Here is a 25334-nt window from a genome sequence, read left to right as displayed (position 1 = left end):
GCGGAGCCATCCCAGGCGGGTGCACGCACGGGCCCGCCCGGCCGCGCACGCGGCGCCCAACCGTGCCACGGAGTCCAGCACGGTGGCGGGCGCCATCGGGACCACCCGCCGCGCCGGCGTCACCCGCGCCGGGTCCAACCGCAGCGACTCCAGCACCGACTGCTTCGGCTCCGGCCGGGGTGCCCCTTCGGGCGTGAGCCCCAACATGCGCCGCATCGCCTCGCAGCCCTCGGGGACCTCGTTGTCGCACGCGCGCTTGTAGAACACCGTCGCGCGGCCGGGGTTCGCCTTCACGGAGGCGCCCTTCTCGTACGCCACCCCCATCAGGTAGCACCCCATCCCCTTCCCCACGCCCGTCCCGGGGGCGTCACATATCGCGCGGAACTCCGCGAGCTTCGCGCCGTCCTCGGCCGAGGGAGCCGGCTCCGGCGTCGCGGCCACCGCCGCGCTCCCGGGAAGCGTGGCGCGCTCGCACGCCGTCTTCGAGCCCAGGTCGCACGCCTGACGGAAGTAGCTCACCGCGAGCTCCGGAGCCTTGCGCACGCGCGCGCCGTCCTGGAACTCGGTGGCCAGCGTGAGGCACGCGCTCACCACCTCCGCGTTGCAGGCCTTCACCAACAGGTCCATCCCGCCGGCCACGTCCTGCGCGAGCCCGAAGGCTCCCATCAGCTTCAACACGCCCAGGTTGTTGCACGACAGGCCGTCGTCGTGGACGCACCCGCGCTGGAAGAACAGCGCCGCCTGGTCCTGGCGCTTCTCCACCCCGCGCCCCTCGCCGTACAGCAGCGCGAGCCGTCCGCAGCCCTCCCCGACGTTCCGGTCACACGCCTGCTGGTACAGCTTCGCCGCGCCCGCTTCATCCTTCGCGACGCCCCGGCCCTCCTCCTTCAGCAGCCCCAGCCCCGCGCAGCTCCTCGCGTCTCCGCCGTTGCAGCCCAGCTCGTACAGCGTCGCCGCCCTCGCCTCGTCCTTCGGGAGGCCGTCCCCTTTCAGGTGGCGCCCGGCGCGGTTGAAGCACGCCTCCACCCGGGTCCCGCCGCACGTCCGCAGGTACAGCGTGGAGAGCTGCTCCTCGGCCTCCGACTTCGCCACCTCCCCGGAGGACGAATGGGCACACGCCACGAGCATTGCGAGGGCTGGCAACGCCAGCCACGCGAAGAGGGATTTCACTGAGGGCATTGACCAATTCTTCCATCCGGCACCGGCCCGGTCGAGGACCCCCACCGTCACCCGGGCCCCACCGGCACCGGGTTCCTATGATGGACGCACCATGCGCGCGCCAGCTCGAACGACACCCCAACCGCAGCCCCCGGAAACCACCGTCCCCCAGTGGGCCCTCATCCTCGGCGCCTCATCCGGCACGGGCGCGGCCATCGCGGAGGCCGTCGCGCGCACGCCAGGGTTGAATGTCTTTGGCGTGCACCGGGGCCGCTACGCGGAGGCCGCGGACCGGATGGAGGCGAGCGTGCGCGAGGCGGGCCGGGAGGTGCTGCTGCGACAGGCGGACGCCTCCACCCCCGAGTCCGCCGACGCGGGCGCGGACGCCCTGCTCGCGCGCGCGGGCCCCCGGAGCGTGAAGCTGTTCGTCCACGCCATCGCGGGCGCGGCCGTGGGGCGCTTCCTGTCCGAGGGGGAAGACAGGCTGCACCCCCGCCGCGTGCAGCGCACCTTCGACTGCATGGCCCACTCGTTCGTGTACTGGACGCAGGCGCTGGTGCGGCGCGACCTGCTGGCCCCGGACGCGCGGCTGTTGGGCCTGCAGAACCCGCTGGACGAAACCCACCTGGGCAACACCGGCCTCATCAGCGCCTCCAAGGCCGCGCTGGAGATGTACGTGCGTCACCTGGCGGTGGAGCTGGGCCCCCGGGGCCACCGGGTCAACCTGCTCAAGTTCGGCACGGTGATGACGCCCGCGCTGAGCCACGTCTACTCGCCGGAGGCCCTGGCCCTGTTGGAGCAGCGCCACGCGGCCATGAACCCCGCGGGGCGCATGTGCACGGTGGAGGAGGTGGCGCGCTTCGTCACCGTGCTCACCGGCGACGACGCGGGCTGGTTCAACGGCGCCACCATCGACTTCACCGGCGGCATGACGCTCCGGCTGATGGACCTGGTGCTCAACCCCTGACGGCCGGCTCCGGGTCGGAAACGCGGAACGTGAGGCAGTAATAGAACGGGGACACCTGCTCCTCGATGATGCCTTCGGCGTTGCGGGGCAGCAGCGCGCGCGGGCTGCGGGCATCGCGCGTGTAGAACGTCAGGGCGCGGAAGGCCGCGCGCTGGAACAGCGACGGACGGACGCTCGCATCCAGCTGCTCGTCCACCACCACCAGCGGCGTGCCGGGGCGGGCCACGCGCGCCATCTCCAGCAGCGCCACCGCGGGCTGGCGGTAGCCGCCGATGCCGCCCACGTGGAACACGCGGTCGAACGTCGCGTCGCGAAAGGGCAGCGCGTGCGCGTCCGCCAGGAGCAGCCGCGTGTCCCGCAGCCCCTTGTCCAGGCCCTTGCGCAGCCGCTTCTCGCAGTGCGCCAGCATGCCGGTGCTCAGGTCCAGGCCCCACACCTCCACGGCCAGGCCGGGCGGCAGCGCGCCCCGGATGCGCGGCAGGTTCGCGCCCGCGCCCACGCCCACCTCCAGCACGCGCACCGGCTGCCCGTCCTCGCGTGGCCTGAGGGCGCCCAGCTCCAGCCGCTTCATGTACCCGTCGCGCATCCGCGACTCGGAGACGGACTGGAACAGCGGCGTCAGCACCGCCGTCAGCGGGTCGTGCAGCGAGGGCAGCCCGTCATAGAGGTGGCGCATCAGCCGGTCCGTGCCCTGCACGCGGTCCTCGCGGTACAGCCGCGCGATGCCCGCGTCCACGTCCCACGTCTCGCCGCAGCCGCCGCAGCGCAGGCGGCCCTCGGTGAGGCGGTCGTCCTCGTTCAGCCCGTGCCACACCAACCGGCCCCGGCAGTCCGGACACGCCAGGACCGCCATGTCGCCCACTCGCATCATCGCGTCGTCACCGCCATGCCCTCCACCGTCATGCCTTCCGCCGTCATGCCCAGGCCCTGCTCGGCCACGGCGCGCGCCAGGTCCTCGCGCGCGTCCAGCCGGGTGAAGTCCTCCACCGCCCGCCGCAGCAGCTCCGCGCGCTCGGGGGCGTCCCCGGGCAGGCGCCGCGCCCACTCCAGCCGCGCGCGCGCCGCCTCGTAGGGCATCCGCAGCTTCGTCGCTTCGGTGATGCACCGCTGCCATGCGCGAAACGCCTTGCGGTGCTGACCCGTCAGCCACGCCTCGCAGCCGCGCCACAGCCACGCCGAGGGCTCGCCGAAGGGGAACACCTTCGCGAAGTCCTCCACCGCCCCCAGCGCGACGCGGGCGCTGTGCGACAGCGCCTGCAACCCCGGCCCCGGCGTCTCGCGCCCCAACAGCGTGAGCAGCACCTCCGCGACCGCCGTGGCCCCGAAGTAGACGAAGTGCGCCACCGGCTTGCCGGCCGACAGCCGCACCAGCGCCTTCTCCGCCGCCGCGCGCGCGCCCGCCGCATCGCCTTCGCGCAGGCACAACAGCGCCAGCGTGCCGTCCACGATGATGCGGTCGGTGGCCCCGCCGTGCGCCTCCGTCCACGCCAGCGCCGGTTCCAGCGCGACGCGGGCCCGCGCGTGCTCGCCCAGCCGCAGCAGGATGTGCGCGCGGTAGTGCATGGCCCAGTGCTGCGTCTGCACCGCGCCCCGGCGCACCGCGGACGCCTCCAGCCAGTCCATCAGCGGCAGCCCCCGCGCGAACTGGCCCTGGTAGCAGCGCGCCACGGTGAGCAGCGCGCGGCACTCCTCCGCCAGTCGCAGGTCGCCCACCGAGTCCACGATGGACGTCGCGCGCGCGAGCCACGCCTCCACGTCCTGCCAGTGGGCCTGGTACACCGCGCACACCGCGTTGCGGTTGAGCACGTAGGCCAGGTCCGCCGGCCGGCCCACGCGCTCCGCCACCTCCTGCGCCCGCTTCACCCACGCGTCCGACACCCGGTGCATCGGCACCGTGCCCGCCACCACCGCCATCACCGCGTAGCCCCGCGCCAGCTCCGGCGAGGGCCCCGCGGGCTCGCACAGGTTGAGCATGCGCAGGCCGCTCCAGAGCACCGGCAGCGCCTCCTGCGCGTAGATGAACGCGTCCGTGAGCCGCATGAGCAGCCGGCCCGCCACCCGCCGCACCTCGCGGCGCCGGGCCGAGTCGTCCACGTACGCGTCCGGCCGCGCGCTCTGCGCCAGCCGCGACGCCGCCTGCCAGAGCGTGCCCAGCCCCCACGCGGGGCGCGTCGTCGGCAGGGGCCAGCCGAAGTGCGTGAGCGCCGCCTCGGCGTGCGCGCGGAAGGCCTCCAGGTCTCCCAACTGGAAGCGCGCCTCCGCGAGCAGCGCCTCCATGTGGCCCTGCTCCAGCGCCGTCGCGTCCGGGGCGCACGTCAGCGCCCGCGTGAGCAGGGGCAGCGCCTCGCGGCACGCGCCCACCTCCAGCGCCTCCTCGCCCGCGCGCCGCGCGTGGAGCGCCTCGCGGGCCGCGTCCTCGGCCTGTCCCCAATGGTACGACAGCGCCGCGGCGTGGCCCCGCGGGTGGGCCGCCTCCAGCGCCTCCGCCGCGCGCCGGTGCAGCGCGGGGCGCGACGCGGGGGGCAGGTCCTCCAGCAGCCGCTCCCGCAGCTTGTCGTGCGCGAAGCGCCAGCGCCCGTCCACCACGTTCAGCACCGCCGCCGCCGCGCAGTCGGTGAGCCACGCCTCCACGTCCACGCCCGGCGCCGCCCGCTGGAGCACCGCCAGGTCCAGCTCCCGGCCGAGCAGCGCCGCCACGTCCAACAGTCCCCGCGCGTCCGGGGGCACCTTCTCCAGCCGGCGCTGCACCAGGGCCCGCATGCCGCCCGGCCACACGCGCTCCGGCAGCGCGCGGCCGCCCAGCCTGTCACCCAGCCGGTGGCCGAGCTGATCACCGAGCCGGTCACCGAGCCGGTCACCGAGCCGGTCACCGAGCTGGTCACCGAGCTGGTCCAGGCCGCCCGCGTCCTCCGCCAGCGCGCGCACCACCTCCACGAGGAAGAACGGGTTGCCCTCCGTCTCGCGGCGCAGCAGCTCCAGCACGTCGGGCCGCCGGCCCACGGCGCCCAGCATGGACTCGCCCAGGAGGGCGATCTCCTGCGCATCCAGCCGGGGCAGCCGCAGCGTCCGGGTGCCGGGCACGCGCTCGGGCAAAAGCGGGGCCTCGTCGTCGCGGAAGCTCGCGAGCAGGAGCAGCGGCAGCCCGGAGGCCCGCGCCGCGAGCCGGGCGAGCAGCTGGAGTGATTCGCTGTGCGCCTGGTGCAGGTCCTCCAGGATGACGACGGTGGACTGGGGCAGCCGGCCGAAGACGTCCTCCACCGTCTGGTGCAGCCGCAGCTGCGCCATCTCCGCGTCCAGCTCCGGGGCGGGGGGCACCGCGTGGCCCAGCAGCGCGTCCATGTCCGGCACCAGCGGCTTGAGGACGCGCGCCTCGCGGTCGGACAGCTCCGTGAGCATGGGCAGCCAGCGCAGCACCGCGCGCCACTCCTGGTACGGCAGGCCGCCGGTGTCCACCGCCTGCCCGCGCACCACCACCGCGCCGCGCACGAGGGCGTGCGCGCGCATCTCCTCCAGCAGGCGCGACTTGCCCACGCCGCTCTCCCCGCTGATGAGCCACGCGCTGCCCTGGCCCGTCAGCGCCCGGTCGAGCACGTCCATCAGGTGCTCGCGCTCGCGCACGCGGCCCACGAAGCGCGCGGACTGCAGGAAGCTGTCGCGCGTGGCGGCGGACTCGGCGGGCAGGGGCTGGCCGGTGGCGGCGCACAGCGCCGCGATGGCGGCCTGCGCGTCGCGCGGACGGCGGTGGGCCTCCGGCGCCACCAGCTGCTCCAGCAGGGCCTTGAGCGCGGGCGGGAAGCCCGGCGTCGCGAACACCTGGCCGCCGTGGGGCAGCCGTCCGAAGAACATCTGGCACGCCATGGCGCCGAAGCCGAACAGGTCGGTCTGCTCCGACGGGGGCTGGTCCTCGAAGAGCTCCGGGGCGAGGTAGCCCGGGGTGCCCGCCGGCTGCGCGCGCCGACGCTGGTCGCGCCCCACCGCGAGGCCGAAGTCCAACACCTTCACCTGCCCGCGCACCACCAGCACGTTCCCGGGCTTGAGGTCGCGGTGGATGATGCCGCGCCGGTGCAGGTACGCGAGCGCCTGGAGCGTCTGCACCAGCAGCGACACCTGGGTCGTCAGCGGCGCGTCCGTGCCGGCCTCCACCAGCGTGCGCGCGTCCTCCAGCAGGTCCATGGCCAGGTAGGGCCGGCCCTCGTCGTCGAAGCCGTAGTCCAGCACGCGGATGACGTGCGGGTGGCGCAGCGACACCAGCGTCTGGAACTCGTGCGCCAGCGACAGCGCCATGCCCTGGGTGGCGAACGCGGAGGGCGTGCCCCGCCCGGGGTAGCGCGCCAGGTCCGCCACCGTCTTGTGCAGCCGCTTGAGGGCCACCGGCCCGGACAGCCCGTCCTGCGCGCGCCACACCGTGCCCGCGCCGCCCCGGCCCAGCAGATCCAGGATGCGGTAGCGACGGCCCACCACCTCCGGATCCACTCCGGGAGATGACTCGGGCTCCGGAAGCTCCGTCCGGATGGATGACTGGCTGGTGGGGTGAGACATGAGGGGAGGCCGCCCTGTCGCGAGGATATCCCCCCTTCCCGTGCGGGAGGGGATTGAATGCGGCGAGGGGCGGGGGTGCCTGGGACCCTGGGGAGCAACCCGGCGGGCAGCGCCCGGCTGGCTGTCTTCCCCAGGGGTCACGGCGCACCATGTCCTGGGCTCGGAACACAGGGAGGATGTCGATGGCGGGCTACGACTTCGATTTGTTCACGTTGGGCGCGGGCTCGGGCGGCGTGGCGGCGAGCCGCCGCGCGGGGGCCTCCGGAGCGCGGGTGGCCATCTGCGAGGAGGGGCGGGTGGGCGGCACGTGCGTGCTGCGCGGGTGCGTGCCCAAGAAGCTGCTCGTGTACGCCGCGCACTACCGCTACGACATGGAGGATGCGGCGGGCTACGGCTGGACGGTGAGCGGGCCCGCGCTGGAGTGGAAGCGGCTCCAGGCGGCGAAGGCGAAGGAGCTGGAGCGGCTGACGAACATCTACGGGCGGCTCCTGCGCGATGCGGGCGTGACGCTGGTGGAGGGCCGGGGGCGCGTGGTGGACGCGCACACGGTGGAGGTGGCGGGCAAGCGCTACACGGCGGAGCGCATCCTCGTGGCCACGGGCGGCAGGCCCTGGCTGCCGGAGGTGCGGGGCATTGAACACGCGCTCACGTCGGACCAGGCGCTGGAGCTGCCCGCGCTGCCGAAGCGGGTGGCGGTGGTGGGGGGCGGCTACATCGGCGTGGAGTTCGCGGGCATCTTCGCGGCGCTGGGCGTGAAGGTGACGATGCTGATTCGCGGCGACACGGTGCTGCGGGGCTTCGACAACGACGTGCGCGCGGCGCTGACGCAGGAGATGCGCAAGAAGGGCGTGGACATCCGGCCGGAGACCTTCGTCGAGGACATCGAGAAGCGCGGCGACGGCACGCTCAGCCTGATGACGCGCGTGGGGGAGACGCTGGAGGTGGACGCGGTGCTGTACTCCACCGGCCGCGTGGCCAACACGCAGGGGCTGGGGCTGGAGGAGGCGGGCGTGAAGCTGGACGCGCGCGGGGCGGTGGTGGTGGACGCGCAGTCGCGCTCGTCGGTGGAGAGCATCTACGCGGTGGGGGACGTCACGGACCGCATCAACCTCACGCCGGTGGCCATCGCGGAGGGCCGGGCGATGGTGGAGACGCTGTACCGGAACAACCCGGTGACAATGGACCATGAGAACGTCCCGTCCGCGGTGTTCAGCCAGCCGCCGGTGGGCACGGTGGGGCTCACGGAGCGAGAGGCCATCGAGCGGCACGGCGCGGTGGACGTCTACGTCTCCAGCTTCCGGCCCATGAAGCACACGCTGTCCGGCCGCGACGAGCGCGCGATGATGAAGGTGGTGGTGGAGCGCGGCACCGAGCGCGTGCTGGGCTTCCACATGGTGGGCGCGGACGCGCCGGAGATCATCCAGGGGCTCGCGGTGGCGCTGAAGTGCGGCGTGACGAAGAAGCAGCTCGACGCGACGGTGGGCATCCACCCCACGGCGGCGGAGGAGTTCGTCACGATGCGCGACAAGCGGCCCGACCCGTCGGAGAGCGGCGCCGTGCGGGAGCTGGGCCGGGAAGTGGTGCCGCCGCCGCCGGGGGGGATGCGCAAGCAGGGCACCTGAGCCCGGCAGCGCTTGTTTCTCTTGCGACCCTGGCTGGAAGGCGTTCGCCGTGCCAGGGTCGGGCCGTTGGCCTTGCACCCGTTCGAGGAAGGGCAGTGGAGGAGTGAAACTCTCCGGTTTCGTGATTCATGGAAACAACCAGGACACCCTTCCACGGTGCCTGGAGGGACTGTTGTCTGTCTGCGATGAAGTCGTCGCGCTGGACTCCATGTCCACGGACGGCTCCACTGAAATCGCCAGGAGGATGGGCGCTCGTTCGGTATCGATGCCCTGGGCGGGTTATGGCGCCGCTCGGGCGGCGGCTGTCACCGCCCTGAACAATCCAGACTACGTCTTCTTTCTCGACTCGGACGAGTACCTGGAACCGGAAGCCATCAAGGCCATCCTGGATTGGAAGGCCTCAAAGCCACACATGCCCGTCTACCGCCTGCCCAGGCACGACTGGGCGGAGGTCGATGGCCATCGTTTCCTGTACCGCACCGAATGGCGGGCACGACTCATCCAGCGGGATGCCGCAGTCTGGCGTCCTGACATGATCGTGCACGAAGCACTGCCCCGGATGCGCTCAGAGCGCCTCCACGCGCCCATCGGACACCGCTTCACGACGTCCCTGTCCTGGCGCGCGGCCAAGGAGGAGCGTTACGCGGTGCTGTGGGCGGTCATGGCCTTCTCAGCGGAGCGGAAGCTCAAGCCCGCGTGGATTCAACGCCCCGCGCATGTCCTCCGTGACTGCCTGCTGCATGGAGCGCTCTGGCGCGGAGGACTCAGGGCCTTGAAGCTTGCCTGGGTCGTGGCGGGCTACCACGCGGCCAAGTACCGCTACCTGCGTGAATTGCGCGAGGGCCGCCATCCTGAACTGCTCCAGGCCTTTCAAGAGCAGCGCTATCGCGAGTTGTTCCAGAAGGTCCGGAACGCTCCCCCTGCGGGATGACACGTCAGGGCACGGTGTAGAGCCCGACGACGTTCGGATCCAACGTGGAGCTGGAGATCCGCAGGCCGGTGGCGCTGCTGACGCTCGCGACCTCCGTGACGCCCAGGTCCGCGAGCGAGAACGAGACGCCCCCCAGCTTCGACTTCGCCGAGCCCGTGGGGGTGCCCGTGATGCCATGGGCCGTCACACGCCCGGGTCGTCCAGCGTGGCGATTTCGTAGGCGATGCGGTGGAGGTTGCTGGCATCGGTCGCGCTGATGCTCAGGCTGGTCGCCGCGCTGCCGGGGCCCGTCGCCAGACCGCGGGGATCCAACTGCGTGAGCTTCGCGAACAGCACCACCGCCGACAGGTAGCTGCCGTACCGGCTCGAGTGGCGGCTGTCCTGGGAGCTCCACAGGTTGAACATCCCGGAGGCGATTCCATCGGCGGGGTCCGGGTCCGCCAGGCCCTGGTCGACGGCGCGCAGGAAACCATCACCGACGCGCACCACGCCCGTGAAGCCCAGCTCCCGGGAGGCCTTGAAGTAGGCGTCGCGCAGGTCGGCCTGCATCGCCTGGAGGCCCGGAGTGCCCGCCGGGTAGCCCTGCGCGGTGGCGGTGGTGGGCGAGGCCCACGTCTCATACAGGAACAGGTTCGCGGAAGGATTCTGGGAGAGCACCAGGGCGCGCAGCTCACGGGCCGCGGTCGTGAAGCTCGTGGGCGAGCCCCCGCGCACGGTGGGCAGCGGCGTGGTGCTCTGCTCCTGCAACACGACGGTGTTCCAGGTGGCCTGCCCGATGATCGCCGGCCGGTGGGCCAGATGCCACGTGAGCGACTGCCCACTGGCCGTCTCCAGGCTCACGTTGAACGCGAGCCCCGCCTGCACGGTCAGCTTCTTGAAGATGCCCGGGATGCCTCCGATGCCGGAGCCATTCGTGTCGGTGACGGAGGCCTTGTCGTACAAATAGGCCGGCGCTTCGTAGCCGTGGGTGAAGCTGTTGCCCACGAAGAGGATGTTGCCGCCGGTGACCGCGGCGGCGGTGCTGCCCACGTCCTCCGAATCGGACCCGGACTCGCGAAGCAGTGCACAGCTCGCGGTGCATGCGAGGAGGCCGCAGACCATCAGCCCCAGCAGTCGCAACGGCGCATGGATTCGGATGGGGTACATGCCGCCATCAAACCAGAATCAAGTCCCTCCCCGCTCACCCACAGGCCCGGGCCCGCGTGAGCAGGTACTCGCGCTGCGGCGGGGTCCTCGCCAGCGCCGCGGCCTGCCGGAAGCAGTCCGCCGCCCGGCCCCGCTCCCCCAACTGCTCCAGCAGCATCCCCTCCACGGCGAACCGGTACGGGTAGCGCTGGAGCACGCCCTCCGAGCGCAGCGGCCCCAACGCCTCCAGCGCCGCCGCCGGCCCCCGCACCCGTCCCAGCGCCACCACGCGCCCCAGCGCGACGATGGGCGAGGGCTTGAGCGACAGGAGCGCGTCGTACAACGCCAACAACCGCGCGCTGTCCTCCGGGCCCGGCACGGCGGTGCTCGCATGCACCAGGGCGAGCTCCGCCTCCAGGTGCAGCGGCGTCAGCACCGGCCCCATGGAGGCATGCAGGTGGCGCAGCCCCCTCCCCATCAGCAGCGGCGACGCCTCCGTCCCCTCGCGCGCCTCCTGCGGCACGAACGCGCCCTTCGCATCCACGCGGCCCGGGAGCCGCGCGGCACGGAAGCAGAACAGCGCGGCCAGGGCATGGCCCTCCGGGGTCGCGGTACCTGGGTGCGCGAGCAACACCTCCGCCAGGCGCAGCGCCTCCGCGCACAGCTCCGCGCGCGACAGGTCGTGGCCCTCGGAGGCCTCGTAACCTTCGTTGAAGAGCAGGTAGAGCGCGGGGTGTACCGCGCCCAGCCGCTCCGGCAGCGCCTCCGGCGACGGCACCTCCAGCGTGGCGCGACAGGCCCGCAGGGTGCGCTTCGCGCGCACCAGTCGCTGCGCCACGGTGGGCTCGTCGGCGAGCAGCGCGGCGGCGACCTCGCGCACGGAGAAGCCACACGCCACCTTCAACGTGAGCGTCACCTGCACCTCGCGTGAGAGCGCCGGGTGACAGCACGCGAAGAGCAACCGCAGCGCGTCGTCCGGAAGCTCGGCCGCGTAGCGCGGGGGCACCTCCTCTAACGCGTCCGCGACCTCCTCCGGCACGTCCGCGACCTCGGGCGCGCGCAGGCGCACGAGGTCCGTCAGCCGGTTCGCGGCCACGCGCAGCAACCACGCGCGCGGCTGCTCCGGGAGGCCGCGGAAGCCCCACGTGCGGGCCGCCTGGAGCATGGCGAACTGGACCGCGTCCTCGGCCAGGTCCAGCCGCCCCAGCCCCACCCGCCGCGCCAGCGCCGCGACGAGGCCCGCGGACCACTGGCGGAAGGCCAGGTCCAGGACGGCCCGGGCCCCGTTCGCGACAACGGCGGGCGGCGGCGTCTCAGGCATCGTCGATGGCGCGCAGCTCGACTTCACCGTGGCGCAGGTGCGGGCAGGTCCGGGCCAGCGCCACCGCGGCGTCATACGAATCCGCGGACAGGATGAAGAAGCCGCCCACCACGTCCTTCACCTCCGCGTACGGGCCGTCCGACACCAGCAGCTGGGTGCCCTGCGTCTTCAGGTGCTTGCCACCCTCGTCACGCAGCTTCTCTCCCTGCAGGAGGCGGCCCTCCTTCCGCAGCCGGTCACTCCACTGCATGTACTCCTCCACGATGGCCTGCAGCTCGGCGGGCGACATCGTGGCGAAGTGGGCGGGGTTCTCGTGCAGCAGCATCAGGTAGCGCGACATGGGGTGGACCTCGTGGGCGAAGCGTTCATCCGAAAAGACGGCCCGGGTCGGAAAATATCGACATCGCTTCGAAACCTACCTCGCCACCTCCTGCGCACAGACACCCAGGCAGCCAGAGAACAATCTTCTTGTACTCGCGGATGACAAGAACGCGGCGCGTGCCCACCCATGGATGCAGGAGGCAACGGGCACCGACGTGGACAAGGACTGGCGATGGGTGGGGGTGTTGGGGGCGCTGATGCTCGCGGGATGTCCGTCCGCGTGCACCACGCAGGAATCGTCACGTCCATTCCATCTCACGGGACAGGTGGGGTCGCACGGAGCGGACTTCGCAACGGCGCTGTACCAGACGACGGGGGTGCGGATGGAGCCGCGCAACCGCATCCGGTGGGCGAACAACGGCGCCGTGTTCGACGTGATGGTGGAAGAGATCGGCCGGGCCCGTGCCTCCGTCAACATCGTGATGTTCATCTGGCGGCCGGGACGTGCGTCGGAGCGGATGCTGGAAGCCCTGGAGGAGCGCGCCCGCGCGGGCGTCACCTGCCGCGTGCTGGTGGACCCCCTGGGCAGCGGCCCCTTCGAAAAGGAGGTGAAGCCGCGGCTGGAGGCGATGGGCTGTGAGGCGCGCATGTTCCGCCCGCTGCCGGCGGACGAGAACCTGGCGCGCAACCACCGCAAGATTGTCGTCGTGGACGGGAAGGTCGCCATCACCGGCGGGCTCGCCATCCAGGACGAGTGGCTGGGCGAGGTGCGCAACGAGAAGGAGTGGCGGGACACCAACGTGCGCGTCCAGGGCCCGGTGGTGGCGCAGCTGCAACAGGCCTTCGCGGAGAACTGGCAGGAGACGACGGGCAAGCTGCTGCCCGCGTCGGACTTCCCCACGTTGGAGCAGGGGCTGCCCGGCCTGGACGAGGCGGGCAAGGGCTGGGCGGGCTTCGTCAGCAGCACGGCGAACCCGGAGGTGACGCGCGCGGAGCGCCTCACGCAGCTGATGGTGAAGGCCGCGAAGAAGCGGCTGTGGATTTCGCAGGCGTACTTCACGCCCAACGACGCGCTGATGAAGCTGCTGGTGGAGCGGGCCAAGGCGGGCGTGGACGTGCGGGTGCTGGCCCCGGGAGACAAGAACGACCAGCGGGCCATCACGCTGCTGCAGCGCAACACCTACGACACGCTGCTGGCGGCGGGCGTGCGCGTCTGGGAGTTCCAGCCGGCCATGATGCACGCCAAGACGATGCTGGTGGATGACCGGCTGGTGCTGGTGGGGTCCATCAACTACGACGCGCTGTCGTTCAACCTGTTGGAAGAGGGCTCGCTGGTGTTGGAGGACGTCAAAGCGGCCCGCGAGCTGGAGGCCATCTTCCTGGAGGACGTGACGAAGGCACGGGAGATCCACGCCGAGCGCGCGGAGCGCTGAACCGGGCGCTGTCCGGTTTCCAAGCGAGGGCGCGGGAAGCGCTGGGCAAGCAGCGCGGTCGTGTGCTCAAGAGGCGTGACCATGAGCACGACCTCCCCTCGTCACCTCTTCGTCGCGGGCGCCACGGGCGCGACCGGCCGCACGCTGATGCGCCAGGCCCTGGCGCGCGGCGTGTCCGTCCTCCCGCACGTGCGGCCCAAGAGCACGGGCACCGACCCCGCGAGCACCTGGCCGAAGAAGGCGGTGCTGGAGCTGGCGGACGCGCCCGCGCTGGCGGAGGCCATGCGAGGCAGCACCACGGTGCTCCAGCTCATCGGAACGATGCGCAAGCGCTTCGCCGCGGGGGACACCTACGAGACGAGCGACATCGGCACCACGCGGCAGTTGGTGGACGCGGCGAAGGCGGCGGGCGTGGACCACTTCGTGTTGCTCACGTCCGTGGGCGCGGGCAGTCCGGTGGGCGCGTACCTGAAGGCCAAGGCGGAAGCGGAGCGCATCGTGCGGGACAGCGGCCTTGCGTACACGATGGTGCGCCCGCCCGCGCTGGAGGGCGAGTACCACCGCCCGCCCGGCTTCCTGCACACGGTGGCGAAGCTGCCGCTCTTGCACAACCTCAAGCCCATGCACCTGGACCAACTGGCCGCCGTGCTGCTGCGCGTGTCCGAGCGCCGCGCGCCGCTCAATGCCGTCCTCGAAGGCAAGAGCCTCTGGGCGGAAGTGGAAGCCGCGGGGCGCTGAAGCCCCGCTTCCGCTACTCCTTCACCGCCCCGGCCGTGAGCCCGGACACGATGCGCCGCTGGAACAGCACCGTCAGCACCACGAGCGGCAGCGTCGCCACCACCGACGCTGCGGCGATCTCCCCCCACGGCTCCTTGTACTCGCTGGCGAAGAGGCTGATGGCCACCGGCACCGTGCGCTTCTCCGGCGTGGACAGGAACGTCAGCGCGTAGAGGAACTCGTTCCACGCGAAGATGAAGACGAGAATCGCCGTCGTCGCCAGCCCCGGCGCCGCCAGCGGCAGCAGCACCCGGCGGAACGCGCCGAACGGCGTGCACCCGTCCACCCGCGCCGCCCGGTACAGCTCGTCCGGGAGCTGCCGGAAGAACGACGTCAGCACCCACAGCGTCAGCGGCAGCGCGAACGTCGTGTACGGCAGCGCCAGCCCCACCAGGCTGTCGCGCAGCCCCACCGCGTTGAGGATGAGGTACAGCGGGCTCACCGTGGCGATGGGCGGGAACATCGACACGCCCAGCGCCGCGGACAGCAGCAGGCCCCGCCCGCGGAACTCCAGCTTCGCCAGCGCGAACGCCGCGGACGCGCCCACCGTCAGGCAGAACCCCGTCGTCAGCGTCGCCACCACCAGCGAGTTCAACACCGCCCACAGGAACGGTCGCCCGAACAGCACGCTCTCGTAGTTCGCGCCCGTGAAGTGCGAAGGCCACGGCCGCGTCAGCTCCCCGTCCGGCCACAGGCTCGTCAGCACCTGCCACAGGAACGGTCCCAGGAAGAACGTGAGGAACGCCACCACGGCCAGCGCCGTGCCTGGCCCGGGCCGCTTCTTCATCGCCGCGCCTCCTCGCGCCCCAACCACCGCAGCCACACCGTGGCCAGCAACACCACGCACAGGAACGTCGCCACCGACAGCGCGCTGCCGTAGCCGAAGTCCCCGGAGCGCATCAGCGTCTTGTACGCGTAGATGCTCAGCGTCTCCGTCGTGTTCGCCGGCCCACCCTCCGTCAGCACATAGATGGCGTCGAACACGCGGAACGCATCCAGCGACCGGAACAGCACCGCCAAGAGCAGCGCGGGCCTCAGCAGCGGCACCGTGATGGCGCGGAACTGCCGCCACGTCGAAGCCCCGTCCACGCGCGCCGCCTTGTAGAGGTCCTCCGGAATGCCCTGCAACCCCGCGAGCACCAGCAGCGCCACGAAGGGCGTCGTCTTCCACACGTCCACCAGGATGGCGGCGTGCAGCGCGTACCCCGGCGCGCCCAGCCAGTTGATGTCCGTCCCCCCCAGCAGCCGGTTGATGAGCCCGTAGTCCGGGTTGAACATCCACGCCCACAGACGCGCGCTCACCACGGTGGGAATGGCCCACGGCACCAGCACGGACGCGCGCAGCAGGCCCCGCCCCGGGAACGCGCGGTTGAGCAGCAGCGCCAGCGGCACCGCCAGCAGCAACTCCACCGTCACCGCCACCGCCGTGAAGTACGCCGTGTTGCCCAGCGCGGACCAGAAGCGCGCGTCGCCCACGAGATAGACGTAGTTCTCCAGCCCGGTGAAGCGCCGCTCCCCGAAGACGAGGATGAAGCGGTGCAGGCTCAGCCAGAGGGCCGCCAGCACGGGGTACAGCGCCACCACGGCCAGCACCAGCACCGCGGGCATCACCAGCAGGTAGGCCTGTCGCCGCTCGCGCGCCTGCGAACCCCGCTCCGCGCCGCTCACTGCTCCTCCTCCAGCTCCGGCGTCTTCTGCCCGGTCAGGTGATCCACCTGCTTCTGCGCGCGAGTGAGCGACGCCTCGGGGGTCCGGATGCCGGCCACGGCGGCGGAGAACTCGCTCTGGAGCACGTCCGCGATGAGCAGGTAGTACGGCGTCACCGGCCGGGGCCGCGCCCGCACCAGCGCCTCCTTCAAGCTGGCGATGAACGGCTCCGCCCGGCGCAGCTCCTCATCGTCGTACAGCGCCAGCCTCGGCGGGTTGCGCGCGTAGTGCAGCGCGAGCACGCGGTTGGCCTCGGGGGACGTCAGGTGCGCGATGAGGCGCGCGGCGGCCTTCTTGCGCGCGGGCGACACGTGCGCGTTCACCGCGAGCTGCCATCCACCCAGCGTCCCCCATCCCGGCTGTCCATCCTTCGTGGGCAGCGGCGCGATGCCCACCTTGCCCCGGATGGGAGAGCCCTCCTTCTGCGCCTCGCTCCACGCATAGGGCCAGTTGCGCATGAACACCGCCCGGCCCTCCTGGAACACGCGCCGTGCCTCCTCCTCGCCGAAGCCCGTCACCGTCTGCGGAGACAGCCCGTCCGCGACCAACCCGTGCAGGTACGCCAGCGCCTCGCGCGCGGCCTCCGTCTCCAGCAGCACGCGCCCGCCCTCCCCCAGCGACTTCCCGCCGTGGCCCCACAGGGCCTCGTACACGTTGCACGTCAGGCCCTCGTACTGCCGGCCCTGCCACACGTAGCCCTGGATGCCGGGCGCCTTCGCCATCGCCTCACGGGTGAAGCGGCGCAGCTCCTCGTAGGTGCGCGGCGCGCGCGGCACCAGGTCCGTGCGGTAGTAGAGGACGCCCACGTCCACGTACCAGGGCACCGCGTACGTGCGGCCGTCCACCACGACGGAGTCCACCGGCCCGGGGAGGAACTCCTCGCGCAGCTTCGCCGGAGGGAAGTCCTCGGACAGGTCCGCCACCCACCCCGCGCGAGCGAACTCCGGCACCCAGACGACGTCCGCCACCAGCACGTCGAAGTCCGTGGCCTTGCCCTGCAACGACGTGAGGAAGAACTGGTGCGCCAGGTCCGATGAGTTTGGCAGCGCCTCCGTCACCAGCTCCACGTCCGGGTTGTCGCGCTCGTACTTCGCCAGCAGCTCCCGGAACGGCTTCGGATCACCCCACAGCGGCTGGAACTTGAAGACGATGCGCGTGCGCCCGGGCGTCGCCTGCTCCTCGGACGAACGGCGGCAGCCCCCCAGTGCGAGGCCCAGCGCGACGAGCAGAACGAGGAGGCGGCCCATGCGTCCGGATGAGTCCAGCGCGAGCGCCCACCGTCAACGCAAGCTCCGCGCCCGGGTCATCCAGCCGACATGCCCGCGACAGGAAGCGGCCCCGGGGCGAACAGCCGCCGCGCCGTGGCGCCCACCGCGCGGCACGCGAGCGCATCCACCGCGCCGCCCACGAGTCCCCCCGCGAAGGGCACCACCTTCGACAGGTTCACGACGCCCTTCTGTCCCGCCTTGCTGAGCAGCTGGAAGCCCACCGCGCGGTTGATGCCGCTGAGCGCGTGCATCGGCACCGCCTCCAGCGCGCGCATGCCCAGCTGCTGGCCCACTTCGATGCCGGCCTGCTTCACCACTTCCTTGCCAATGTCGCCCACGATGGCCAACAGCGTGAGCGTGCGCACGCGGTCCTCCTCCACGGCGTGCCCGTGGATGCGAGCGATGGCGCCCACCAGCCGCGCCTGCACCGCCCACGACACGCCCAGCCCCGCGGGCAGCGCCACCGGCAGCGTCAGCAGGCCGCCCAGTCCGGACAGGAAGCCCGTGGTGAACAGCTTCCCCGTCTCCCAATGCACGAGCGAGTCGATGCGCGCCTCGTGATTCGCGTAGCGCGTGTCCCGCAGGTACTCGTCCGCCAGCCCCGTCGCGCTGCACAGCGGGCCCAGCCCATTGAACCCCGCGTCCAAGAGGGCGTTCACGACTTCCAGCGGCTTCGACATGCGTCCCACCTTCCGCCTTGAGCCTAGAGCGGGCCCCGGCAGGGAGAAAGAGGACCGGACAGAGCCTGCCCGGTCGCTCGGCTCCCCCCGTCGCGGACTCAGAGCTCGTTGAAGATGAGCAGCCCGCGCGAGGTATCCACCACGTAGACATACCCGTCGCCCGGGACGCGCATGCCCATGGCGCCCTCGTAGACGAAGCCCAGCCGGTTCGGGTCGTTCTCCCGGTAGGTGTCGAAGTGGGCAACCTGCTTCGGGAGCGTGGGGTTCGCCACGTCGAACACGCGCACGCCCTCCTGGTACCAGGCGACGTACAGCAGGGTGCCCTTCAGGATCATGTTGTGGATGGAGGTGGTGGGGCGCAGCCGGTGCTCGCCAATGAGCTGGATGTGGGCCGGGTCGGTGACATCCAGCACGCGAAGGTGGGCGCCCTCCTGCTCACTGCCCTCGAACGCGATGGTGCGGCCCGCGAAGGTCCCCACCGCGCTGGCATGGCTGTATTGCCGGTTGTAGTGGTACTTGCCCAGCTCCTTGACCTGCATCGGGTCGGTCGGGTCGGTGACCAGGAAGCCGATGTCCGTGTGGTTGATGTAGAGGCGGCCTTCGTAGGCGAAGGCGTCGTGCGGATAGCTGGTGACGAACTCCTCGGACGTGAAGACGACGCGGTTGAGCAGGACGGGATCTCGCGGGGACGTGATGTCGAAGATGAGCGTCTGCCCGGGCCGCAACGCCATGGCGTAGAGCCGGTTGCCATCCACGAACAGGGTGTGCACATTCGGGGGCGGGCCGTTGGGCACGCTGCGGATGTAGGTCGGATCCCCCGGGTTTGAAATGTCATACAGGATGACGCCGGAAGCCTTGGTGGCGATGTAGAGGACGTCGTCCTTGGCCCACGCGGCGTTCCAGTACCCGTCGCCCGGCAGGGAGATGACCTTCTTCAACACAGGGTGGCTGCGGTCGCTGACGTCGAAGACCGTCAAGCCTCCCGCGGGCATGTCCGGCTTGAGCTGGATGGACACCACGTAGGCATGGTTCTTCGTGACGTAGACATCCACCGGGAAGCCAATCCCGACCAAGGCTTCGGAGACCCGTTGGATGCCCCCGGAGGACTCGGGCTCACCGCGGCCCGAGTTCACGCGCTCCGCATTGAACGTCCCCTTCTCCGTGAGCACGTTGTTGGTGCAGACCGCATAGCAGCCGGTGATGTGGTGGGGTTCAGGCGCGTCACAGCCGGCCAGCGCGGTCTTGATGGCCACGCCCCGGGTCGTGGTGAAGATGCTCGTGAGGAGCATCCCCTGATCATCGAACTGCTGCCGGGTGAAGCGATCGAAGTTCAGGGTTCCAGCGCCGCCCCCCTCCGGGAGCAGGATGCCGGCGCCCACCCAGGGGTACTCGCCGGACTCCGAGCGCAGCTCGGCCTGGTAGATGCCGTGCCGTGACGCCGTGCGGAGCGCGCCCGGGTTGCATTGCGACAGGTCGAAGAGGGCCGGGGTGTCGCAGTCGATCTCGGTTCCGAGTGGCGGGGTGAACGCGCAAGGAGCGAAGACGCCGCGGTCAATCCAGTCGCCCTTCTCTTCGATGGGGGTGGAGGTGCCATCCCATGCCACGACAGGGGGCGTACCGGCATCCGGTGTCCCCTTGTCGCCGGAGCAAGCCATCAGCAGCACGGAGCAGGCGAGCAGCAGCGCTCGCATCGGGCGCGAAAGACACATCATCGAGAAGCTCCAGTGCTGGGCAGCATCCGGCCGTGCGTGCTTGGATTCACCCGCAGTGTAGAGCCGTTCTCGACATGGAGATAGGGGACGGCGGCAAGCCGTGACGCGCCCTACTCCATGGAAGAGGAGGGCATCTCACTCGCACGCAGCCGGGGCAGGCGCACGGTGAACACCGTCCCCTCTGCCTCGGAGGACTGCGCGTCCACCGTCCCGCCGTGCGCCAGCACCAGCTGCCGCACGATGTACAACCCCAGCCCGATGCTGCGCTCGGAGCGCCCCACCGTCGTGCCGCGCTGGAGCGGCTCGAAGATGCGCGGCAACAGGTCCGGGTGGATGGGCGTGCCCCCGTTGTGCACGCGCACCACCACCCCCGTGGGCTCGCCCCGGCTCTCCACCCGCACGGGCGTGTCCTCCGGGCTGTACTTCAGCGCGTTGCCCAGGATGTTGGACAGCACCTGCGCCATCCGGTCCGCATCCCACGTCCCCTGCCCGTCCCCCTCCTGCTCCAGCAGCAGGGTGCGCTCCGGGTGCGCCGTGCGCGCCTCCTCCACCACCGCCAGCATCAGCGCGTGGAAGTCGCACGGCGCCGCCTGCACCGGGATGCCGCCACCCATGCGCGCCTGGGTGAAGTCCAGCAGGTCGCGGATCATCCGCGTCGCCCGCTCCGCCGCGGACAGGATGCGCGCCGCCGCCTTCGCGTTCCACGGCTGGATGTCGTCGCGCCGCAACATCAGCGACGCGCCGGTGAGGATGGCGCTCAGGGGGTTGCGCAGGTCGTGGCTCACGATGCCAATGAGCTGCTGCTCGAACTCCACCCGCCGCTGCGCCTCGTGTACCAGCTGCTGCTTCTCCTCCTCCGCCCGCCTGCGCTCGGTGATGTCGCGCATGGCGCCCACGATGCGCCGCACCTTCCCGTTCGGCGCGCGCACGATGTAGCCCTGCGCCGCCACGTAGGCATCGGCCGAGTCCTTGCGCAGCACCCGGTACTCGTCCTGCCACCGGTCGTCATCGGAGTCGAACGCGCGCTGCAGGCCCGCCATCACCCGCTCGCGGTCATCCACGTGGATGTGCCGCCGCCACCACGACGCGTCCACGCCCACCTCTTCCAGCTGGAAGCCGAAGACCTCCTCCGTCGCGTCGCCCATCCAGTGCATCGCGTCCGTCTGCAGGTCCCAGTCCCAGATGGCGTCGAAGCTCGCGTGCGCCACCATCTGGTAGCGCTCCTCGGAGCGGCGCAGCGCCTCCTCCGTGCGCTTGCGCAGGCGCACGCCTTCGGCCTCTCGCAGCGCCCGCCGCACGCTGGGCCCCAGCCGCTCCAGCCGGTCCTTGAGCACGTAGTCGGTGGCGCCGCGCTTGAGCAGCTCGATGGCGCGGTCCTCGCCCAGCGCCCCGGACACGAAGAGGAAGGGCGTCTCCGGACACGCCGTCTGCGCCACGTCCAGCGCGCTCAAGCCGTCGAAGCCCGGCACGTTGTAGTCGGACAGGATGAGGTCGAACTTCCCCTTCGCCAGCGCGGAGGTGAAGGCCGTCCGCCCCGCCACGCACTCCAGCGTCGCGGGCAGTCCGCCCTCCTCCAGCTGCGCGGTCACCAGCTGCGCGTCCAGCGGGCTGTCCTCCAGCAGCAGGATGGACAGGGGCCTTCCGGTCGCGGTGGCAGGGTTCAACTCCAGCGCGGCATTGCCGCGTGTGCTCACTTCGAGGCTCCCGACAGGGGCGGTGCGCCCGGCGGCGGCTGGTTCACCACCGCCCAGAACAACCCCAGCTCCCGCAGCGCGGAGACGAAGTCCGGGAACGCCACCGGCTTCACCACGTAGGCGTTCACGCCCAACCCGTAGCTGCGCGCCAGGTCCTGCTCCTCGCGCGACGAGGTGAGCATCACCACCGGCACGGACTTCAGCTCCGGCGCGCCCTTCACCTTCTCCAGCACCTCCAACCCGTCCACCTTCGGCAGCTTCAGGTCCAGCAGCACCACGGCCGGGTGCCCGTCCTTGCGGTTCGCGTACTCCCCCTTGCGGAAGAGGTAGTCCAGCGCCTGCTGCCCGTCGCGCACCACCACCACCTCGTTGGCCAGGTGCACCTCCTCCAGCGCCGCCATCGTGAGCGCGACGTCGTTGGCGCTGTCTTCGACCAGGAGGATCCTCTTGAGCTCAAGCACGCGTGCGCTCTTCTTCCTTCTTCTCCAGGGGAGAAGTCCGGGGCAGGGTGAAGGTGAAGGTCGCGCCCTGCCCCACGGCGCCCTCCGCCCAGGTCCGTCCACCATGGCGCGAAACGATGCGCCGCACGTTCGCGAGCCCGATGCCGGTGCCCTCGAACTCCTCGGCCGTGTGCAGCCGCTGGAAGACGCCAAACAACTTGTCCACATACTGCATCTCGAAGCCCACGCCGTTGTCGCGCACCCACACCACCACTTCCCCCTCTTCCTCGCGCGTGCCCACCTCGATGCGGGCCTCCGGCTTCGGTCGCGTGTACTTCAGTGCATTGGCGAGCAGGTTGTGGATCACCTGTCGCAGCAGAGAGGGGTCACCCTCCACGGTCGGCAGCTCGCCGACCTGCCACTCGACCTGGCGCCCGTTCGCCTCCGGCAGCAGGTCCTTGCGCGCCTCGGCCACCAGCTGGTCCAGGTCCACGCGCGTCTGCCGCATCTCCGCCCGGCCCATGCGGCTGAACGCGAGCAGGTCGTCCACCAGCGTGCCGCCCTGCTTCGCCGCGCCCGCGATGGTGGTGAGGTAGCCCCGCGCCACGTCGTCCAGCTTCGCCGCCGCCCGCCGCTCCAACAGCTGCGCGAACCCGGTGATATGGCGCAAGGGGGCGCGCAGGTCGTGCGACACGGAGTAGCTGAAGGACTCCAGCTCCTTGTTCGCCTCCTGGAGCTGGGCGGTGCGCTCGCGCACGCGCTTCTCCAGGCCCGCGTTGAGGTGGCGGATCTCCTCCTCCGCCTGCTTCAGGCTCTCCAGCGTCCTGCGCTCGTCGTCGATGTCCGTGTGCGTGCCGAACCAGCGCGCGATGCGCCCCTCCGCGTCGCGCACCGGCATCGCGCGCGACAGGAACCAGCGGGAGCCGCCGTCCGCGCGGCGCATGCGGAACTGGTCCTCCCACGGCGCGCCCTCGCGCAGCGCCTCGTTGAAGCGGTTCACCACGCGCTCCGCGTCCTCGGGCTCCACGAGCGTGCTCCAGTCCGTCTTCTTCACCGGGTCGGCCGTCGTGCCGGTGTAGTCGAACCAGCGCTGGTTGAACCAGAAGAGGTGGCCGTCCGGCTCCGCCATCCACGCCAGCTGGGGGATGGAGTCCGCGAGCGTGCGGAACTGCTGCTCGCGCTCCTTCAGCTCCAGCGCCAGCGCCTCGATGCGCTTGCGCGCGAGCACCTGCTCGGTGACCTCCCACGACACGGACACGATGCCGTCCACGCGCCCCTTGGCGTCGAGCAGCGGCTGGAAGGTGAGGTTGAAGTAGCCCTCGGGCGCCTCCTGGTCCACGTCGCGGCGCAGCCGCATGGGCACCTCGCGCCCCTGGTACGTCACCCCGGTGCGGTAGACGGTTTCAATCTGATCAATCTGCCCCTGCCCCTCCAGCTCCGGCAGGGCCTGGCGCAGCGGCAGGCCCAACAGCGGCCGTGAGCCGGTGAGCTTCAGGCGCAGGTCGTTGGCCATCTCGAAGATCAGCTCAGGACCGCGCAGCACGGTGATGGCCGCGGGCAGCTGCTTGAGCACCGCGAAGAGGTTGCGCCGCTCGGCCTGGGCCCGCTCGTAGAGGCGGGCGTTCTCCAGCGCCACGCTGGCCATCTGCGCCAGCTGCACGGCGATGGTCTCGTCCTCCGCGTCGAAGTCGCCCTCCACCTTGTCGGACACCTGCATGAGCCCCAGGTTGCGGCCGTCGTGCCCCACCATGGGCACCGCGAGGAAGCCCTTGAGCGGCAGCGCCGGACCCTCGGCGGGGGGCGCGTCCCTCCACGCCGGGTGCGCGAGCAGCTCCTCGCGCGTCAGGCGCAGCGGCCGGTTCTCCTGGCACACCTGGGCGAAGAGGCCCCGCTCGTCCACCGTCGCGCCGGGCGCGAGCGGGTCCGGGTCCGCCACCGACGTCGCGGTGAGCGGCTGCGCGGCGTCACGCCACTCCAGCACCTGCACGGCGGACTGGTTCGCGCCAATGAGCTTGCGCGCCTTGAGGGTGACCAGCTCCAGGATGGCCTGCACGCTGCCGGCCGCGTTGAGCGCCAGGCTCGCGCGCGACAGGCCGCGCAGCTGTTCGGTGCGGCGCAGCTCCCCCGCCAGCAACCGGGCCCGCTCCGCGTCGGCGCGCTTGCGCGCGGTGATGTCCTGCACGGTGCCCACGAAGCGCACCGCCCGGCCGTCCTCGAAGTACGTCCGGCCCGTGGCGCGCACCCAGCGCTCCACGCGGTCCTTCAGCCCCACGGTGCGGTAGGCGATGTCGTAGTCGCCGGTGCCGGTGGGGTCCCAGCTGAGCGCCACCGCCTGCTCCACGGCCTCGCGGTCCTCCGGGTGCAGTCCCTCCAGGAACAGCGCATAGGACGCCGTGGCCTCCGGCGGCAGGCCGAAGAGGGCCTTGCAGCGCGCATCCCAGTCCAGCGTGCCCGTCGCCATGTTCATGTCGAAGGTGCCCAGCGCGGTGGCCGTCAGCGCCAGGCGCAGCCGCTGCTCGCTGTCCCGCAGCGCCGCCTGCTGCTGGCGCAGATCCTGGGTGAGCATGTCCGTCTTGCGGCGCGCCTGGACCCAGTTGGTGACGTCCACGGCCAGGGCGATGATGCCCGACGCCCGGTCCGCCTCCACCAGCGGGTGGTAGATGACGTTGAAGAAGGCCTCCTCGCGCTGTCCGCCGCGCTCCAGCTCGATGCGGAACTCCGAGTCGATGAAGGGCTCGCGCGTCTCCACCACGCGCCGCAGGACGGCCACCACCTCCGGCTGGGAGCGCAGCTCCGGGAGCGCCTCCATCATCGGCTTGCCCAGCGTGACGTTGCGGCCCACCAGCACCCCGTAGGACGGGTTGGCGAACTCGAAGACCAGCTGCGGCCCCCGGAGGATGGCGATGCCCACCGGCACCTGCATGAAGAACGAGTGCAGTCGCTCGCGGTGGGTAATCTCCAGCGCGGCCCGCTCACGCTCGCGCAGCGCCTCCTCGCGGCGCTGCACGGCTTCGCGCGCCAGGAACAGCTCCACGAACATCGTCACCTTGGCCAGGAGGATCTCCGGCCGCAGCGGCTTGCGCAGGTAGTCCACCGCGCCGTGCGAGTACGCGGCCAGCCACTCCTTCTCGTCCCCGTCGCCCGCGGTCATCAGCAGCACGGGCGTGCGCCGGTTGCGCTCGCGCTCGCGCATCAGGTTCAGCACGTCCACGCCCGTCATGTCGCCCAGGTTCATGTCCAGCAGGACGGCGGCGAAGTCCTCGTCCAACACCCGCCGCAGCGCCTCGCGCCCGGACGAGGCACGCACCAGGCGCTGTCCCAGCGGCGCCAGGATGGCCTCCAGCGCCAGCAGGTGGCCCGGCGTGTCGTCGACGAGGAGGAGGCTGGCCCGGGGAGGGGTCGAGGACAGGGGCGCGGCGGCGAAGGACATGGATGGAGGCTCGGGGAGCGGGACCCCCTCCCTTTAGGCTGCTTGCGGGAACACAGGGGAAGGACGGATCCGGCGCGGCGTGGCCCCGTTGACGGCAGGACAACGCTTCAGCTTAACACCCGGTCCCCTGGGCCTCTGTCCCATCCAGTACGGCTCCCACCGCGGCCAGGCCCGCCGCTGCCTCCCCGTCTGCCCTGGGGCGCACCCGA

At 71.5% G+C, this 25334-nt stretch carries 20 protein-coding genes; 5 read left to right on the top strand and 15 right to left on the bottom strand.

Going from position 1 to position 25334, the window contains the following annotated elements; all coding sequences use genetic code 11:
- Positions 1-1179, bottom strand: a 1179-nt coding sequence (locus D7X12_RS10590; protein ID WP_120625144.1) for an SEL1-like repeat protein, incomplete at its 3' end; no start/stop codon positions are given.
- A gap of 91 nt (positions 1180-1270) precedes the next feature.
- Between D7X12_RS10590 and D7X12_RS10585 the strand changes: the two genes are divergently transcribed.
- Positions 1271-2125: an SDR family NAD(P)-dependent oxidoreductase gene (locus tag D7X12_RS10585; RefSeq protein WP_120625143.1), complete on the top strand. Its 855-nt coding sequence runs from the start codon at positions 1271-1273 to the stop codon at positions 2123-2125.
- Here D7X12_RS10585 and D7X12_RS10580 read toward each other — a convergent pair.
- The gene (locus D7X12_RS10580) at positions 2115-2978 is read right to left on the bottom strand and encodes a methyltransferase domain-containing protein (protein ID WP_439329357.1); all 864 of its coding nucleotides are present in this window, start codon (positions 2976-2978) and stop codon (positions 2115-2117) included. The genes D7X12_RS10585 and D7X12_RS10580 overlap by 11 nt on opposite strands.
- Before the next feature lie 14 nt (positions 2979-2992).
- Positions 2993-6664, bottom strand: a complete 3672-nt coding sequence (locus D7X12_RS44970; RefSeq protein WP_120625141.1) for a serine/threonine-protein kinase — start codon at positions 6662-6664, stop codon at positions 2993-2995.
- A 182-nt stretch (positions 6665-6846) separates the two neighbouring features.
- On the opposite strand from D7X12_RS44970, the gene gor reads away from it, so the two are divergent.
- Together gor and D7X12_RS10565 are read left to right on the top strand one after the other, a co-directional pair.
- Complete coding sequence (gor, locus tag D7X12_RS10570) at positions 6847-8286, top strand: glutathione-disulfide reductase (protein ID WP_120625140.1); 1440 nt, start codon at positions 6847-6849, stop codon at positions 8284-8286.
- A 49-nt stretch (positions 8287-8335) separates the two neighbouring features.
- Positions 8336-9217, top strand: a complete 882-nt coding sequence (locus D7X12_RS10565) for a glycosyltransferase (RefSeq protein WP_341868212.1) — start codon at positions 8336-8338, stop codon at positions 9215-9217.
- Positions 9218-9221: 4 nt separating this feature from the next.
- On the opposite strand, the gene D7X12_RS44195 is transcribed toward D7X12_RS10565, so the two are convergent.
- Genes D7X12_RS44195 through D7X12_RS10550 form a run of 4 tightly spaced genes read right to left on the bottom strand, consistent with a single transcriptional unit; the run spans position 9222 to position 12003 of the window.
- Positions 9222-9404: a hypothetical protein gene (locus tag D7X12_RS44195; protein ID WP_244224476.1), complete on the bottom strand. Its 183-nt coding sequence runs from the start codon at positions 9402-9404 to the stop codon at positions 9222-9224.
- On the bottom strand, positions 9401-10363 hold the full coding sequence (locus D7X12_RS10560) for a hypothetical protein (RefSeq protein ID WP_244224475.1): 963 nt from the start codon (positions 10361-10363) through the stop codon (positions 9401-9403). The genes D7X12_RS44195 and D7X12_RS10560 overlap by 4 nt, the downstream gene beginning before the upstream one ends.
- Before the next feature lie 34 nt (positions 10364-10397).
- Positions 10398-11663 (bottom strand): RNA polymerase sigma factor, encoded by a 1266-nt coding sequence (locus D7X12_RS10555; protein WP_158620023.1) that lies wholly within the window; start codon positions 11661-11663, stop codon positions 10398-10400.
- Positions 11656-12003, bottom strand: a complete 348-nt coding sequence (locus D7X12_RS10550) for a YciI family protein (protein ID WP_120625137.1) — start codon at positions 12001-12003, stop codon at positions 11656-11658. The genes D7X12_RS10555 and D7X12_RS10550 overlap by 8 nt, the downstream gene beginning before the upstream one ends.
- Positions 12004-12175: 172 nt before the next feature.
- Here D7X12_RS10550 and D7X12_RS10545 point away from each other — a divergent pair, with 172 nt between their 5' ends.
- Together D7X12_RS10545 and D7X12_RS10540 are read left to right on the top strand one after the other, a co-directional pair.
- Positions 12176-13417: a phospholipase D-like domain-containing protein gene (locus D7X12_RS10545; protein WP_244224474.1), complete on the top strand. Its 1242-nt coding sequence runs from the start codon at positions 12176-12178 to the stop codon at positions 13415-13417.
- A gap of 81 nt (positions 13418-13498) precedes the next feature.
- A complete protein-coding gene (locus tag D7X12_RS10540) occupies positions 13499-14155 on the top strand; it encodes an SDR family oxidoreductase (RefSeq protein WP_120625136.1) in 657 nt (218 codons plus the stop codon).
- Between the two features lie 13 nt (positions 14156-14168).
- Here D7X12_RS10540 and D7X12_RS10535 read toward each other — a convergent pair whose 3' ends face one another.
- From D7X12_RS10535 to D7X12_RS10500, 8 genes are all read right to left on the bottom strand, one after another.
- Entirely contained in the window at positions 14169-14981 is an 813-nt protein-coding gene (locus tag D7X12_RS10535) for a carbohydrate ABC transporter permease (RefSeq protein ID WP_120625135.1), read from the bottom strand.
- A complete protein-coding gene (locus D7X12_RS10530; RefSeq protein WP_120625147.1) occupies positions 14978-15802 on the bottom strand; it encodes a carbohydrate ABC transporter permease in 825 nt (274 codons plus the stop codon). Before D7X12_RS10530 ends, D7X12_RS10535 begins: the two co-directional genes overlap by 4 nt.
- 56 nt (positions 15803-15858) lie before the next feature.
- Positions 15859-17148: an ABC transporter substrate-binding protein gene (locus tag D7X12_RS10525; protein WP_120625134.1), complete on the bottom strand. Its 1290-nt coding sequence runs from the start codon at positions 17146-17148 to the stop codon at positions 15859-15861.
- Between the two features lie 56 nt (positions 17149-17204).
- Positions 17205-17849, bottom strand: coding sequence for an EcsC family protein (locus tag D7X12_RS10520; RefSeq protein WP_120625133.1), 645 nt, complete (start codon positions 17847-17849; stop codon positions 17205-17207).
- 98 nt (positions 17850-17947) lie between these two features.
- Positions 17948-19561, bottom strand: a complete 1614-nt coding sequence (locus tag D7X12_RS10515; protein ID WP_120625132.1) for an LVIVD repeat-containing protein — start codon at positions 19559-19561, stop codon at positions 17948-17950.
- 110 nt (positions 19562-19671) lie between these two features.
- Entirely contained in the window at positions 19672-21255 is a 1584-nt protein-coding gene (locus tag D7X12_RS10510; RefSeq protein ID WP_120625131.1) for a sensor histidine kinase, read from the bottom strand.
- A complete protein-coding gene (locus D7X12_RS10505; protein ID WP_120625130.1) occupies positions 21252-21716 on the bottom strand; it encodes a response regulator in 465 nt (154 codons plus the stop codon). Before D7X12_RS10505 ends, D7X12_RS10510 begins: the two co-directional genes overlap by 4 nt.
- Complete coding sequence (locus D7X12_RS10500) at positions 21709-25125, bottom strand: PAS domain-containing protein (RefSeq protein WP_120625129.1); 3417 nt, start codon at positions 25123-25125, stop codon at positions 21709-21711. Before D7X12_RS10500 ends, D7X12_RS10505 begins: the two co-directional genes overlap by 8 nt.
- Positions 25126-25334 lie beyond the last annotated feature (209 nt).

Source organism: Corallococcus sicarius (assembly GCF_003611735.1).
GTDB lineage: Bacteria > Myxococcota > Myxococcia > Myxococcales > Myxococcaceae > Corallococcus > Corallococcus sicarius.
The sequence above is the reverse complement of the archived record's forward strand: the minus strand, read 5'-3'. Positions and strand labels throughout refer to the sequence as shown.